Genomic DNA, 14,242 nt, shown 5'->3' with positions numbered 1-14,242 from the left:
AGGGTTCCTTGCGCGTCGTGGGTGTGGCAGAAGCCGTCCACAGTGGACAGAACATCCATATCGGACGGGCTGCTCGTAACGGACAGGAGGGGGTCGTCGGAGTGACGGGTTCCGCTTGTCGCTTCTTCCCGGATCATGACCTACGGCAGACCAGTTAGTCCAGAGATTGGACCAGATTCGCATCTGGTCTGACTATTGGTTCTTCTGGTATGTTCTCGCGCTGTGACAGTCAGCGACGATCTCCCCGCCGCCGCGGGACCGGCCGTGCAACTCGCCTACCGGGCACTGGCCCAGGCGTTGGACCGGCGCGAATTCCCCGCGGGCAGCCGCCTGCCCGGCGAGCGCGCGCTCGCCCAACGGTTGGGGGTCAGCCGCAGCAGCCTGCGCCTGGCCCTGGCCGGTCTGGAGCGCGACGGCCGGGTGCACGCCTCCGCCCAACGCGGGTGGTACGTCTCCACCGACGTGGTCAGCGAACCGCCGAGCCTGCTGCGCAGCTTCACCGACGTCGCGCGGGACCGCGGACTCACCGCCACCGCGCGGCTGCTGACCCGGCGGGTGCGGCCGGCGAGCTATGAGGAGGCGGTACGGCTGCGCGTCGCGCCCGCCTCCGAGGTGGTGGAGATCACCCGCGTGCGCGGCCTGGACAGCGTTCCCGTCTGCCTGGACACCACCGTGCTGGTCCGCGACCGGGCGCGGGCGCTGGAGACGGCGGAGCTGGAGAACCGTTCGTTGTTCGCGCTCCTGGAGGAGACGGGCGTACACATCCTGCGCAGCCAGTACACCGCGCACGCGGACGCCGCCGACGCGTCCACCGCCGAGCTGCTGCGGGTGCCCGTGGGCTCGCCGGTGCTGATCGGCGAGGAGGTCACCTTCGATCGCGGCGAGGCGCCGGTGTTGCTGGGGCGGGCGGTGTATCGCGGGGACGCGTATCGATTCGAGGCCACGCTGCATCGGGGGACCGAGTAGGGCGGCCGGCGGGACCTCGCGCCGCGTACGACCGATGAGCAAGCCATCGTGGGAGAACCCTTGAGCACCTTCGTCACCGCGGCCCTGGACGTGGGCGGCACCAAGATCGCCGCCGCGCTCGTCACGGCCGACGGAACCGTCCTGCACCGCGACGAGCGCCCCACCGTCACCGCCGGGCGGCTGCGCGACCCCGGGCTCGCCGGCACCCGGGCGGCGGCGGTCGACCTGCTCGCGGCGGCACGACGCCTGGGGCTGACGGTGACCGGGCTGGGCGCCGGTTTCCCCGAATACGTGGCCGCCGACGGGCTGTTGACCAGCCGCGAGGTGTTGGCGTGGGACAAACAACCGCTCGACGTGCTGTCCGCGCTCGCGCTCGACGTTCCGTGCGCGGTGGGGTCGGACGTGCGCTGCGGCGCGCTCGGCGAGGCCCGGCACGGCGCCGGTCGGGAGCTGGACGGCTTCTTCTACGTCTCGCTCGGCACCGGCCTGTCCTCGACGTTCGTGCTCGACGGTACGCCCGTGACCGGCGCGCGGGGTGAGGCGATCGCGCTCGGCGAGTTCGAGGTGCCGGGTTCGGTGGACCCGAACTGGCCGGGGAACCTGGAGAGTTACGCCTCCGGGCGCGGCATCGGCGAGCGTTTCGGGGTGGCCGGGACCCGCGAGGTGCTCGCCGAGGGCGGGCCCGAGGCGGCGGCCGTGCTGGACTCCGCCGGCCGCGCGTTGGGTACGGTCCTGGCGGCGGTGGTGCGACTGCTCGATCCGGCCGCGATCGTGGTGGGCGGTGGGCTGGGCAGCGCCGCCGGACCGGTGCGCGCGGCGATGGAGCGCGCCTACGCCGAACACACGGCCGCGCGCCCGGCGGCCCCGCCGCTGCTGACGGCCACACTCGGCGCGGACGCCGGACTCGTGGGCGCCGCGGCGCTGGTGTGAACACCGGTGCGAGGTGCCCCCGCCCGCGGTCGGGCGCCGCGGGCCGGGGGAGGGGACAGGAGCGGCGGAGCCGGGTCAGGTGGGTTGCTTGGTGGTGAGGTACTCCTCCCAGGTCCGGACGCCCACCGCGTGCTCCCGCGTGACCAGCCCTCCGGCGCGGAACCCGGCGCCCGCCTTGCCCGGGATGCGTACCGGCACGACCCTTCGCCGCCTGCCCATTGCCTTGAGCCAGGAACGTGCCAGGTCAGCCGCCTCGTAGACGCGCGGCCCGCCCATGTCCGGGACCCGCCCGGCCGGCGCACCCAGCGCCAACTCCACCAGGCGGTCGGCCACTTCACCCTGGTCCACGGGTTGGCACTCGGTCTTCGACGGCACGAGGACGACGGGTGCCTTGGCCAGCACGCCGAACGCCCTGTGCAGCAACTCGGGGAACTGCGTCGCGCGCAGGTTCGTCCACGGGATGCCCGACTCGGCCAGCAACCGCTCACCCTCGACCTTGATCCGGTAGTACGAGTACGGGATCCGGTCCACGCCGACGATCGAGATGTTCACGATGTGCCCGACTCCGGCCCGCCGCGCCGCGTCCAACAGGTGTCGCCAGCCGGGGATGTCGTGCTTCGGCCGCCGCGTATCCGACGCGCAGTGGATGATCGTCGCGACACCGTCGAACGCCGCGCCGAGGCCCGTACCCGTCTGCAGGTCGGCGGTCATCCAGGCCACCCCCGGATCGTCGGGCAGCGCCGTCCGGCGGGTCATCGCCCGCACCGGCACGCCGGCCCGCCGTGCCCGGTCCAGCACCTCACGCCCCAGCACACCGGTCGCGCCCGTCACCAGGATCACGTTCTCGCTCATCGGTCCTCCTCGCCACGGGGACGCCGCACCTCCGCGACGTCGCCCTCGTCAGCAAGGAACCGAACGGCTACGCGTTACGTGACAACTCTCGGCATTGTTCTTCGAGGAATTTCAGCTTCTCCGGATTCCGGACCATCCGCACGCCCGCTATGCCCTGCGCGCCGACCTCCACCACCGCGGCCGTCGTGAGCGCTCCGCCCTCCCAGCCCAACAGCGCCGTGTCGCCGTTGACCTCGGCGAAGCCGAACTCCATACCGGAGGCGAATCGGGCCATCAGGCCCAGGAGGAACCGGGCCACCTTGTCCCGACCGAAGACCGGGCGCGTGGACGCGGTGACCTTGCCGCCCCCGTCGGACCACGCCACGACATCGTCCGCGAGCAGCGCCTCCAGTTCGTCGAGCGCTCCCTCGGCCGCCGCCGCGAGGAAGCGCGCCAACAGATCGGACCGCACCGCCGCGGGAGCCTCGAAACGCGGCCGCCCGGACGCGAGGCGCAGCCCGGCCCGCCGATGGGTCTGCCGGGAATGGGCCTCCGACCAGTCCAGCACCTCGGCGATCTCCCGATGGCTGTACCCGAACGCGTCCCGCAACACCACGACCGCCCGCTCCGGCGGCGACAACCGCTCCAGCAGCACGAGCATCGCCATCGACACCGCGTCCCGCTGCTCGGCGGTCTCCAACGGCCCGAGCACCCCGGTGTCCGTCCGCACCGGCTCGGGCAACCACGGTCCGACGTACTCCTCGCGCCGGGCCCGCGCGGACGTCAGCCGGTTGAGGCACAGATTGGTCAGCACCTTGGCCAACCACGCCCCCGGCGCGTCGATGTGTCCCCGCTCGGCCGCGTGCCAGCGCAGATACGTGTCCTGCACCGCGTCCTCGGCCTCGGCCGCCGAGCCCAACATCCGATACGCGATCCCGAACAGCCGCCCCCGCTGCGCCTCGAACTCGGCGGTCGGATCGGGAAACGGGTCGACGGTCACGAAACCCACCGTACAAGCCGCACCCCCACACACCCGCCGGCACCTCGGGACGAGCGGGTCGAGGGAGGTCCGAGCCCGGGGAACATGCGGCGACCCGTCGAGAGCATGTGCTGATGCGCCGTCCCCGAACTGTGCCGGGTGCGCTCCGAAGCCGCGCCGGCCCGGCCCGAGCATCCGCCCCGGGCCCGGGGCGGGCCGTCGGAGTCCCCGGTCAGGTCAGCGCGTCCCGCCGGGCGAGTACGCCGCCCAGGGCGGTCGCCGCGGCGCGCAGCGCGGCCACGTGCGCCTCGGGGCGGAAACGGGTGCTGGGCCCGGCCACGCTGATCGCCGCGACCGGCTCGTCGTCCGGACCCAGGACGGGCGCGGCCACGCACACCAGACCGAGCGCGGACTCCTCGTACTCGAACGCGACACCGCTCTCCAGCACCGCGTCCAGCCGGCGGCGCAACAACCCGGGCGCGACCACCGTGTGCGGGGTACGCCGCTCCAGCACACCGGAGAGCACGGTGCGGCGCAGTTCCTCGTCGCCGTGCGCGAGCAGCGTCTTGCCGATCGCGGTGCAGTGCATCGGCATCCGGCCGCCCACCCGGGAGGGGCTGCGGGCCTGCCGATGCCCGCCGATCTTGGCGACGTAGACCACGTCCGTGCCCTCGCGCACGCCCAGGTGCACGATCTCGTGGGTGCGTTCGTACAGGTCCTGAAGGAACGGCATGGCCAGTTCGAGCAGTCCGCGCTCGACGGACGCCCGCATGCCCAGCTCGAACAGGGTGCCGCTGAGCCGATAACCCCCCGGCAGCCGGTCGAGCAGCCGCAGTGCCACCAGCTCCCCGGTGAGCCGGTGCACGGTGGCCTTGTGCAGGCCCGTACGGCGCACCAGTTCGGCGAGCGCGACGGTGCGGTCGTCGACGGTGAACGCCTCCAGGATGGCGGTCGCCTTGCTCAGGACGCTGTTGCGGTCGGGGGCTTGGTCGAGGGCTCGGTCGGGGGCTCGGTCTGCGGAGTCGGGCACCCGGCCAGCGTATCGCTGAGCGAGACGCTTTGGTTGTGGGTGATCGGCGAGGGTCGCGACGATGCCGCCATGACCAGTACTTCCCCCCACGGCGAGGACGCGGTGCGCGCAGCGGCCGAACGGCTGCTCGACGCCGCCGCGACCGGCGTCGCCTGCGCCCCGGTCCGCGACCTGATCGGTCCGGGCGACCTGGCCGCGGCGTACGCCGTCCAGCGCCGGATCGTCGACGACCGGCTGGCCCGCGGCGCCCGGGTCGTCGGCCGCAAGATCGGCCTCACCTCCACCGCCGTCCAGCGGCAACTGGGCGTCGACCGGCCCGACTTCGGTGTGCTCTTCGACGACATGGGCCATGCCGACGGGGACGTGGTCCCGTACCGTGCGGTGCTGCAACCGCGCGTCGAGGCGGAGGTGGCGTTCGTGCTCGGCGCCGATCTCGCCGACGGGCCGCTCGACCTCGCCCAGGTGCACGATGCCATCGACCACGCGGTCGCGGCCCTGGAGATCTGCGGCAGCCGGGTGCGCGACTGGGACATCCGCTTCGCCGACACCGTGGCCGACAACGCCTCGTCGGGCGCGTACGTCCTGGGCACCGTGCGCAGGGGCCTGGACGAATTCGTGCCGCGCGAGGTGCGGATGACCATGACGGTCGGGGGAGAGGCGGTCTCCACCGGCACCGGCGCCGCCTGCCTGGGCGACCCGATCGAGGCGGTGGCCTGGCTGGCCCGGCAGGCGCGCGACCTCGGCGATCCGCTGCGCGCCGGGCAACTCGTGCTCTCCGGTGCGCTGGGGCCGATGCACCCCGTGGCGCCCGGGGACAGCGTCCGCGCCGACATCACCGGGCTCGGCACGGTCGCGATCGACTTCGGCCCGGACTTCGACGAGGAGGGTTCATGACCAGGACCAAGGTCGCCGTCATCGGATCGGGCAACATCGGCACCGATTTGATGATCAAGGTGCTGCGCACCGCCGAACACCTGGAGATGGGTGCGATGGTCGGCATCGACGCCGACTCCGACGGCCTGGCCCGCGCCCGCCGGCTCGGCGTCCCGACCACCCACGACGGGGTCGAGGGGCTGATCGCGATGCCCGGATTCGACGAGATCGGGATCGTCTTCGACGCCACCTCGGCCAAGGCGCACGCCCACAACGCGGCCCGGCTGCGCCCGTACGGCAAACGGCTGATCGACCTCACGCCCGCGGCGCTGGGGCCGTACGTCATTCCGGCGGTCAACCTCGAACAGCACCTCGACGCCGACAACGTCAACATGGTCACCTGCGGCGGACAGGCCACCATCCCGGTGGTCGCCGCGATCGGCGCGGTGGCCCCGGTCGCGTACGCCGAGATCGTCGCGTCCATCGCCTCGAAGTCCGCCGGACCGGGCACCCGTGCCAACATCGACGAGTTCACCGAGACCACCTCGGCCGCGATCGTCGAGGTCGGCGGCGCCCGGCGCGGCAAGGCGATCATCGTGCTCAACCCCGCCGAGCCGCCGCTGATCATGCGCGACACCGTCCTGGCGCTGGTGCGCGCGCCCGGCCCCGACACGGCGGAGCGGATCCGGGAGGCGGTGGCCACGATGGTCGCCGCCGTCGCCGAGTACGTGCCCGGCTACCGGCTCAAGCAGGAGGTCCAGGTGACCCCCGTCCCCGCCGACCAACCGCTGGAGACCCTGCTCGCCCCCGGCACGGACCGGCCCACGCACCAGGTCTCGGTGTTCCTGGAGGTCGAGGGCGCCGCCCACTACCTGCCCGCCTACGCCGGAAACCTCGACATCATGACCTCGGCCGCGCTCCGCGTCGGCGAACGGATGGCGGCCCGCGACGCGGCCCGCGGCCCGGACGCCGGCAACGACCGCGGCACCACCCGCCCGCACGTGGAGGCCGCCTCGTGAGCACCCCCATCTTCGTCCAGGACGTCACCTTGCGGGACGGCATGCACGCCGTACGGCACCGGATCACCCCCGCCGACGTCGCGCGGATCGTCACCGCCCTCGACCGGGCCGGCGTGGATGCCATCGAAGTGGCGCACGGCGACGGCCTCGCGGGCGGTTCGCTCAACTACGGCCCCGGCTCGCACAGCGACTGGGCCTGGATCGAGGCCGCCGCCTCCGTCCTGGAGCGCGCCCGGCTGACCACGCTGCTGCTGCCGGGCGTCGGCACCATCCACGATCTGCGCCGCGCCTACGACCTGGGGGTGCGCTCGGTCCGCGTCGCCACGCACTGCACCGAGGCCGACATCTCCGCGCAGCACATCGCCGCGGCGCGCGAACTCGGCATGGACGTCTCCGGATTCCTGATGCTCTCGCACATGGCCCCGCCGGAGGCACTTGCCCGGCAGGCCCGACTGATGGAGTCGTACGGCGCGCACTGCGTCTACGTCACCGACTCCGGCGGCCGGCTCACCATGAACGACGTCGCCGCCCGGGTGCGTGCGTATCGGGACGTGCTGCGGCCGGAGACCGAGATCGGGATCCACGCGCACGAGAACCTCTCGCTCTCGGTGGCCAATTCGGTGGTCGCGGTGGAGAACGGCTGCTTCCGCGTGGACGCCTCCCTGGCCGGGCACGGCGCGGGCGCCGGGAACTGTCCGCTGGAGGCGTTCATCGCGGTCGCCGACCTGTCGGGCTTCGACCACGGCTGCGACCTGTTCGCCCTCCAGGACGCCGCCGACGACCTGGTCCGTCCGCTCCAGGACCGCCCCGTCCGGGTCGACCGCGAAACCCTCACCCTGGGCTACGCGGGCGTCTACTCGTCCTTCCTGCGCCATGCCGAAGCCGCCTCCGCGCGCTACGGCGTGGACGTGCGCGACCTTCTCATGGAGTGCGGCCGACGAGGCCTGGTCGGTGGCCAGGAGGACATGATCGTCGACATCGCGCTGACCCTGTCCGCCTGACGGGCGCCGCCGGCGCGCATGCTCGCCCGTGTTGTGCGGGTACCGGTCGTGGAGGGTCTTCCGGGAAATCGTGAGGTGACACCGTGACCACCGTGCAGGACTACAAGGAACTGTGTGGCGGGATCGCCGCGCATCACCGCGAGCGGCTGGACGCGGTGTTCGCGGGCGAGGCCGAGCCGGGCGCGCCGGCACCACCCGAGTGGGCAAGACCGTTGGGCCACGTGCCCCCGGACGGCCTGCCCCCGAACCTCGGGCCCGCGACCGACGCGTACGGGCGGTGCGGGATGCGCGCCCTGGAGGGCCGACGGGCGGACGTCGCGCGGATCCTGGGGGAGTTCCGGGAAAGGAGGATCACCCAGGAGTGCGCGGAGGAGTGGAACAGGGAGTCCGCGACGGCCCGGAAGCGGGAACAGCAAAAAGGGGACGACGAGTACCTCGAGGAGATCGTCCGGGCGATCGACGCGGCCGGTGACGACGAGGACGTCATCGCCAGGACCGTCGAGATCTACACCGCGGCGTCCGACGCACTCGTCGGGGCGTGGGCGGTCGTCGGCGAGTGTCTGCGCGATTGGCTGACGGCACGCGTCGAGGACATCGACTCCTGCTTCGAACGCGCGATCGGAACCGAACCGGAGGCGGAAACCCCGGAGCAGGCCCCTGCGCCCGTCCCGGCCGTGGGCTCGGGGTAGGTGTCAAGTCGGTCGCCGGCCACGGCGACGGCCGACGATTCGTTGAAGCAGCGGGTGAGGCGAACCGAAGCGACGGTGTGCCTCGGGATGCGCAGGTCGAAGAACGCGCCCGAACGCAGCCGGAGTTCGTCCGGGGTGACGACGTGTGGGCGGGTCACCCAGGTGGCGGCCACGGCGACGGCGGTGAATATCGAGTAGACGTCCACGACCAGGAAGGCGCGCCGGAGGATCGGCGGCGCGCCGCGCCGAACGGGGCCCGCCCGCCGTCCGGTGAGGGACGGCGGGCGGGCCTCGGTGCCACGCCGCGCCGTCAGCGCGGAGCGTGCGGTGCGGCCCGGACGGGGGACACGTGGGCACGGGTCCGTTCGGCGTCGTCGGGCGGCGGGCCGTCGGGTGCGGTGGGTCGGCCGTACCAGTCCAGGCAGACGATCAGGGCGTCGTCGTCGGGGATGGGGCGCCCGCGGTGGCCGGTGAGTTCGCGCAGCACCGCGCGGGGCATCTCGGCGGGCGGCAGCAGTCGGGTGGCGCTGATCGCCCGAGCCAGCGCGCGATCGCCGTAGGCTTCGCCGGTCGGCGAGGCGACCGCGTGGACACCGTCGCTGACGAAGACCAGCCGGTCCCCGGGACGGACCCGGAATTCCTGCGCGCTGTAGTCGGTCTCCTCGAACATGCCCAGGGGCAGCTGCGCGTCGAAGTCGATCGGACTCACCGTTCCCGCGCGCAGGAGCAGCAGGCGTGGGGAACCGGCATCGATCACCTGCACCCGTCCGGTGGCCAGTTCGAAGTCCAGCAGCAGGACGGACAGGTAGGCGTCGCCGCGGTACCGGGCATAGACGGCCTGGTCGGCGAGGGCCGCCTGGTCGGCGAGCGGGATGCCGGCGCGTCGGGCGTTGCGCAGGGCGTTGATCGTGAGGTTGCTGAGGAGGGAGGCGTCGATGCCCTCGCCCATGCCGTCGGTCACCGTCAGCGTGAGACGGTCGGCGGTGGCGGACCAGTCGAAGTTGTCGCCGTGGACGGCGTAGGCGGGTTCGAGCTGGGCGCCGATGGCGTATTCGTCGCGTCGGCAGGCGTGACCGGGCAGGAGTTGCCACTGCATCTCGGCCGCGAGGGTCAGCCGGTCCTTGCGTCGGGCCCGGAGGTAGAGGTCGGTGTCGCGTTCGGCGACGGTGACCGCGTGGGCGAGCATCTCGGCGATGTCCACGAGTTCGGACCGGACGGCCGGTGAACAGGCGTCGGTCGGGAGGGTGACGGAGAGGACACCGAGACGGTCGCCGCGTACCGTCACCGGGAGGTGTACGACCGTGTCCGCTCCGCGTTGCTCGTGCGCGGGTTCCTGTGCGCCGAAGACCCGCCCCTGAGGGCTGTTGTCGATGGAGAGGTGTTCGGTGGCCGCAGCGAGCGCGGACACCGACAGCAGGACGGTCAGGCTGTAGTCGGCCATCAGCAGGTCGACGGCTCCTGCCCGGCAGTGCCGCGTGAGCACGCCGCGGATGGCGTCCAGCAGCCCGGGCGCGGGTGCGGAGCGCAGCGCACGCTCGGCTTCCTCGTATACGTTCACAGTTTGTCTTCAGCCGTTCTCTGCGGATGCGGTACGGGGCACCCTCATGGCGTGTTCGGCGAACGGCCGGACGGCCAGTCGAATCAATCGCCTTTATAGCGTCTATTGTGGTGACGGCACGGCTGTCGGAGAGGCGGCCGTATCGGGCGTCGGAGTAAGGCGGTGAGCGGGGTTACCTTCTCTCGACACGACCAGTCGGACGAGACGGCGCGCGTGGCGACCGCGGCGGCCGAGTTGCTCGAGATGTTGTTGGGGCGTGCGTCCACGGCACCCGTTTCGCCGTCACAGCTGCGCGTGCTGTTTCTGCTGGAGCGGCACGAGGGCATCAACCTGCGTACATTGGCCGACGGTCTTCGGTCGACGCCCTCCTCGACCAGTCGCCTGTGCGACCGCCTCCAGGCGGTGGGTTTCGTCGAACGCCTGCCCAGTGCCAACAGCCGCCGTGAACTCCAGTTGCGGCTGAGTGGGCGGGGCTGCGCCTTCCTGGCGGATCTGCGGGCCCGCCGTGAGCAGGAACTGGCGGTCGTCACGGCGCGCATGTCGGGCGAGTCCCGGGCGATGCTGCTGAAGGGCCTCGAATCCCTGCGCAACGCCGCCGGGCCGGTCATGGACGAGGCGACGGGCGACGCGTCCTCCCTCTCCTCGCGTGCGCGAACCGCCTGAGGCGATCGGCCGCTTCGGGTGACAGGCGCGGTGTGCCCGCTCCACCGCGTGCGGGGAGCGCGAGGTACGAGAGCGCGGTCCACGGGAGCGCGAAGTACGTGGGCCGGACACGTGCCGAGCGTACGTCGGCCGACGTCGATCTCCCATGGCGGCGCCCCCTTTCGTCGGATGAGCGAGCGGTGGCGCTCGGTTGCAAGCCGGCGATGCGCGCGTCACGTCGATGTCGTTCCCTGACGTCGACGGCTTTGCCCTGCCCCCGGCGTCCCGATGCGAAGCGTATCGAATTATTGCCTGATGACAAATGTTGCGGCCAGACATGTATCCCGGGGTCGATGTGAACGATCCGCCGTCGTGTCCCGACGCCCGGCCGACGTCCCGCCGACCATCAAGGGGAGGGTGCGGACCGGCCTTCGTCGCCGCTTGCGGCGAAGCCGCGCCCATCCGTGTCGGTGGGCCCGGTGAGGTATCCGCCGACGCCGGTGATGTCGAGCAGGCGGGTCAGTCGCACGGGTTGACGGTGCAGATGCAGGGCGATCCCGGCGGCGTGTGTGCGGCGGCGCAGGCCGATCAGGACGGACAACCCGCCGCAGTCGATGGCGGTCAGGCCCGCCCAGTCCAGGTGCAGATGACGCAGCGCCGGCCCGTACCGCCGCAGATGCGTGTCCAGCGCCGCGTTCACCCGCTCGGTGAACGCGGCGCCGGTGTCGTACTCGAGGTCGCCCCGGATGGCCAGACGCAGCGACCGGGTGTCGCCGGCCTGAACGTCGACGGAGAACTCGACGGGCGTGGGGGAGCTCATGTCGTTCCCGGGCCGGAGTGGGTGGATGCCGTGGGCAGGGTGTCGGTCGCGACGCGCACGAAGCCGAGCGCGCGGGGAAAGTCGCGCAGTTGTTCGGCCAGGATGTCCAGCCCCAGGCGCAAACCGGCCGCGGGCACGTGGCGGGCGGTGAGTATGTCCCTGGTCCAGTCGACGAAGGAGGTGAACAGGTCCGCCTCGTCGACGTACAGGGCTGTCGCGAGAAAGTCCACGATGTGGGCCAGGTCCTCGGCGGTTCGCTCGCGCTGGGCGGCGCTGTACGCGCGCGTGCCGGGCCCGCGCTCGTCGAGGGCGGCCAGGCACTGCCGCACCAGGGTGGCGCGGTTGGACTTGACGAACGTGTACTCCTGATCGGCCAGATGGGGCAGATCGTCGATCTCGTGGCGTCGCTCGGCGTGCCGGGCGGTGATCCCCCGGGCCAGCCGGTCCGCGGCGCCTCGCGCGTCGGGGGCCCAGGCGTCGGCGCCCAACAGACGCGCGTAGCGGCCGTCCGCGCCGAAGGCGGCGCCGCCGACCATGACCGGGACGCCCAGCGACTGCACGGCGGTCACCGCCTGGTGGGCGGTGGGCAGGTGAGTGGGCAGCGAGGCCGAGAGCAGGGCGGCGGCCGGGTTGCTCTGATGCACGTGCGCGACCAGGTGCGGAGTCGGGGTGTGGGCACCGAGGAAGTCCACCCGCCAGCCGCGCCCGGTGAGGGTCTCGGCCAGCAACCGGGCGGGCAGGGAATGCCATTCGCCATCCACACACGCGACCGTGATGCTGCCCCGCGTCGGCGACGGAGGCGGTGCGGGGTGGTGGGCGAGGACGGCGATGACGCGGTCGATGATCGCGGTGGCCGCGTGCTCCTCGGCGACCCCGATCCGGTTCGCCGCCCATTCGAGCCCGACGCGACGCTGCACGGCGGCCACGACGTCCAGCAGCAGGGTCTCACCGTCGGCCCCGGCGTCGGCCGCCGCGGTGGCCAGTGCCATCGCGCCCGGCTCGTCCCGGCCGATCACGGCCGTCCACAGTCGCTCCGCGAGATCGCGGGGTGTGCCCGGGGCCGAGGCGTCCGCCCTCCCCTTGCCCGTCTTCACGGTGCCCGTCGTGACAGTGTTCGCCTTCACAGTGCTCGTCATCACGGTTCCCGCCGTCGTGGCTCGTGGCCCTCGCGGTGGTCCGCGACAGGGAATCCGTCGACACCGCCGGCCGGATTGGTGATCGCCAGCGTGGCCATGTCGTCGTGACGACCGCCACCCAGCCACTGGGTCGCCAGCATCTGTACCCGCTCGACCACGGCCTCCGCCGGCATCCGCGCACACTCCCGCAGAGCCTCCCGCAGCCGCTCCTCGCCGTAGAAGTCGTCACCCAGCGGCCCGCCGCGCGCCTCGGTGATCCCGTCCGTGTACAGCAGGCAGGTCTCGCCGGGTGCCAGCGCCACGTCCACGCTCCGCGTCCGGACGTCGGGCAGCGCCCCCACGAGGGTGCCGCCGGTCGCGGCTTCCTCCACGCGCCCGTCGGCGCGGACGATCAGCGGCGGCAGATGTCCGGCGCTGGTCAACCGCAACAACACCTGCCCCGCGCTGCGCCGCACCGAGGCCAGCACCAGGGTCGCGAACCGGGTGTGGTGGGAGTTCATCAACGCGTCGTTGAGCAGGACGAGGACCTGCTGGTGATCACCGGACAGCGGCACCAGCGCGTGCAGGACACTGCGGATCTTTCCGGTCAGGACGGCGGCCTCCAGGCCCTTGCCCGCCACGTCGCCCAGTACGACGAACGTCTCCCGGGACGCGTCCGCACCGGGATGGACGTCATAGAAGTCACCGCCGACCCGCTCGTGGTCCTGCGAGGCCCGATAGACGCCGGCGTACTCCACGCCGTGCACCCGCTCCAGCCGCGGCGGCAGCAACTCCCGCAGCAGCGTGGTCGTGATCGAGGCCTGCTCCGCGTACAGCCGTGCCGCGGACAGGGCGGCGCCGGCCCGTGCGGCGAACAGCCGCGCGAACACCTCCTCGCCGTCCGTGAACGCCCGGTGCGTGCTCGCGCGCAGCAGGATCAGCACCCCGGCCGGCACTCCGTGTCCGGGCAGCGGGGTGACGATCACCGAGCCGATCGGACCGGCGAAACCGGGCGGCACGCTCCAGTCGGGAATGTCCTCCGGGTCGATCCACCGGGTCGGTACCGGTGGGAATCCCTGCAACGCCTCCGCCAGTCCGGGAACCGTGCGCGGATCGATCGACGCCACCGTACGCGTGATGCCGGCGCCGGCCTGCGCGTAGGTCAGCGCGTGCCGGCGACCCTGGGCCGGGACGATGACGACCGCGGCGTCGGCCAGGTGATCCGCGGCCATCCGCGCCGTCACCTCCGCGCATCGTTCGAGGTTCAGCGACGACAGCAGCGCGCCGGAGACGTCCGCCAACAGCTCGGCGCGTTCACGCTCGTTGCGCAGTGCCTGCTCGGCTCGACGGAGATCGGTGTCCTCCACGAGCCACCACACCACATCCCCGTTCTCGATCCGCGAGGGATGCGCTGCGAATGTCCGACCCACCACGGCGCCCGACACCACCTCCCGCGGCGTCGCGGCCGAGCGCAGGCGGCGGTGGTGCGCCCGCGCGAGCCAGTGCGGCAGGCCGCCCGGGGTCAGACCTTCGCCGACCGCCTCGGCGTGCGCGAACAGCCGGCGCGCTCCTTCGTTGGATCCGATGACGTCCCCGTCGGGGTCGACGACGAGAACGGGACAGGGGGCGCTGTTCCATATCGAGCCGACGTGAACGTCACCATCGCGCGGAATCTTGGGTGTACCCGAAGTACGGATCACAAGCCGGGGAACGCATCGCGCGCACCCCACCACCTCTCTGTCGCTGGACAACAGTTGTCTTCCTGCAACCGTGTCCTATGCTCCAGCCA

General features: G+C 72.3%; 14 protein-coding genes. 7 read left to right on the top strand and 7 right to left on the bottom strand.

All coding sequences use genetic code 11. From position 1 onward, the window contains the following. The first annotated feature begins 222 nt into the window (after positions 1 to 222). Complete coding sequence (locus ACMXN5_RS33690; protein WP_395795516.1) at positions 223 to 966, top strand: GntR family transcriptional regulator; 744 nt, start codon at positions 223 to 225, stop codon at positions 964 to 966. A 60-nt stretch (positions 967 to 1,026) separates the two neighbouring features. Beyond that, the gene (locus ACMXN5_RS33685) at positions 1,027 to 1,896 is read left to right on the top strand and encodes an ROK family protein (protein ID WP_439678679.1); all 870 of its coding nucleotides are present in this window, start codon (positions 1,027 to 1,029) and stop codon (positions 1,894 to 1,896) included. Positions 1,897 to 1,971: 75 nt separating this feature from the next. Here ACMXN5_RS33685 and ACMXN5_RS33680 read toward each other — a convergent pair whose 3' ends face one another. The 3 genes from ACMXN5_RS33680 to ACMXN5_RS33670 form a co-directional block, all read right to left on the bottom strand. After that, positions 1,972 to 2,748: an SDR family oxidoreductase gene (locus ACMXN5_RS33680; RefSeq protein ID WP_439678678.1), complete on the bottom strand. Its 777-nt coding sequence runs from the start codon at positions 2,746 to 2,748 to the stop codon at positions 1,972 to 1,974. 67 nt (positions 2,749 to 2,815) lie between these two features. Further along, positions 2,816 to 3,727: an RNA polymerase sigma-70 factor gene (locus tag ACMXN5_RS33675; RefSeq protein ID WP_439678677.1), complete on the bottom strand. Its 912-nt coding sequence runs from the start codon at positions 3,725 to 3,727 to the stop codon at positions 2,816 to 2,818. A gap of 211 nt (positions 3,728 to 3,938) precedes the next feature. Beyond that, complete coding sequence (locus ACMXN5_RS33670; protein WP_395795508.1) at positions 3,939 to 4,736, bottom strand: IclR family transcriptional regulator; 798 nt, start codon at positions 4,734 to 4,736, stop codon at positions 3,939 to 3,941. Positions 4,737 to 4,805: 69 nt separating this feature from the next. Here ACMXN5_RS33670 and ACMXN5_RS33665 point away from each other — a divergent pair, with 69 nt between their 5' ends. From ACMXN5_RS33665 to ACMXN5_RS33650, 4 genes are all read left to right on the top strand, one after another. Next, positions 4,806 to 5,630 carry a 2-keto-4-pentenoate hydratase gene (locus ACMXN5_RS33665; protein WP_439678676.1) on the top strand — a complete coding sequence of 275 codons (825 nt, stop codon included), beginning with the start codon at positions 4,806 to 4,808 and terminating at the stop codon, positions 5,628 to 5,630. Next, entirely contained in the window at positions 5,627 to 6,628 is a 1,002-nt protein-coding gene (locus ACMXN5_RS33660) for an acetaldehyde dehydrogenase (acetylating) (RefSeq protein ID WP_439678675.1), read from the top strand. The genes ACMXN5_RS33665 and ACMXN5_RS33660 overlap by 4 nt, the downstream gene beginning before the upstream one ends. Further along, a complete protein-coding gene (gene dmpG / locus ACMXN5_RS33655) occupies positions 6,625 to 7,629 on the top strand; it encodes a 4-hydroxy-2-oxovalerate aldolase (protein ID WP_439678674.1) in 1,005 nt (334 codons plus the stop codon). The genes ACMXN5_RS33660 and dmpG overlap by 4 nt, the downstream gene beginning before the upstream one ends. Positions 7,630 to 7,712: 83 nt before the next feature. After that, the gene (locus ACMXN5_RS33650) at positions 7,713 to 8,318 is read left to right on the top strand and encodes a hypothetical protein (RefSeq protein ID WP_439678673.1); all 606 of its coding nucleotides are present in this window, start codon (positions 7,713 to 7,715) and stop codon (positions 8,316 to 8,318) included. A gap of 310 nt (positions 8,319 to 8,628) precedes the next feature. Here ACMXN5_RS33650 and ACMXN5_RS33645 read toward each other — a convergent pair whose 3' ends face one another. Next, on the bottom strand, positions 8,629 to 9,876 hold the full coding sequence (locus ACMXN5_RS33645; RefSeq protein WP_439678672.1) for a PP2C family protein-serine/threonine phosphatase: 1,248 nt from the start codon (positions 9,874 to 9,876) through the stop codon (positions 8,629 to 8,631). A gap of 213 nt (positions 9,877 to 10,089) precedes the next feature. Between ACMXN5_RS33645 and ACMXN5_RS33640 the strand changes: the two genes are divergently transcribed. Further along, a complete protein-coding gene (locus ACMXN5_RS33640; RefSeq protein WP_380006597.1) occupies positions 10,090 to 10,539 on the top strand; it encodes a MarR family winged helix-turn-helix transcriptional regulator in 450 nt (149 codons plus the stop codon). A 385-nt stretch (positions 10,540 to 10,924) separates the two neighbouring features. Here the strand turns inward: ACMXN5_RS33640 and ACMXN5_RS33635 are convergent, their stop codons facing one another. From ACMXN5_RS33635 to ACMXN5_RS33625, 3 genes are all read right to left on the bottom strand, one after another. Next, entirely contained in the window at positions 10,925 to 11,338 is a 414-nt protein-coding gene (locus tag ACMXN5_RS33635) for an STAS domain-containing protein (RefSeq protein WP_439678671.1), read from the bottom strand. Beyond that, the gene (locus tag ACMXN5_RS33630) at positions 11,335 to 12,327 is read right to left on the bottom strand and encodes a cobalamin B12-binding domain-containing protein (protein ID WP_439681336.1); all 993 of its coding nucleotides are present in this window, start codon (positions 12,325 to 12,327) and stop codon (positions 11,335 to 11,337) included. The genes ACMXN5_RS33635 and ACMXN5_RS33630 overlap by 4 nt, the downstream gene beginning before the upstream one ends. Positions 12,328 to 12,473: 146 nt before the next feature. Further along, positions 12,474 to 14,126 (bottom strand): SpoIIE family protein phosphatase, encoded by a 1,653-nt coding sequence (locus tag ACMXN5_RS33625; protein WP_439681335.1) that lies wholly within the window; start codon positions 14,124 to 14,126, stop codon positions 12,474 to 12,476. Positions 14,127 to 14,242: the final 116 nt, after the last annotated feature.

Source organism: Embleya australiensis (genome assembly GCF_051903075.1).
GTDB lineage: Bacteria > Actinomycetota > Actinomycetes > Streptomycetales > Streptomycetaceae > Embleya.
The sequence above is the reverse complement of the archived record's forward strand: the minus strand, read 5'-3'. Positions and strand labels throughout refer to the sequence as shown.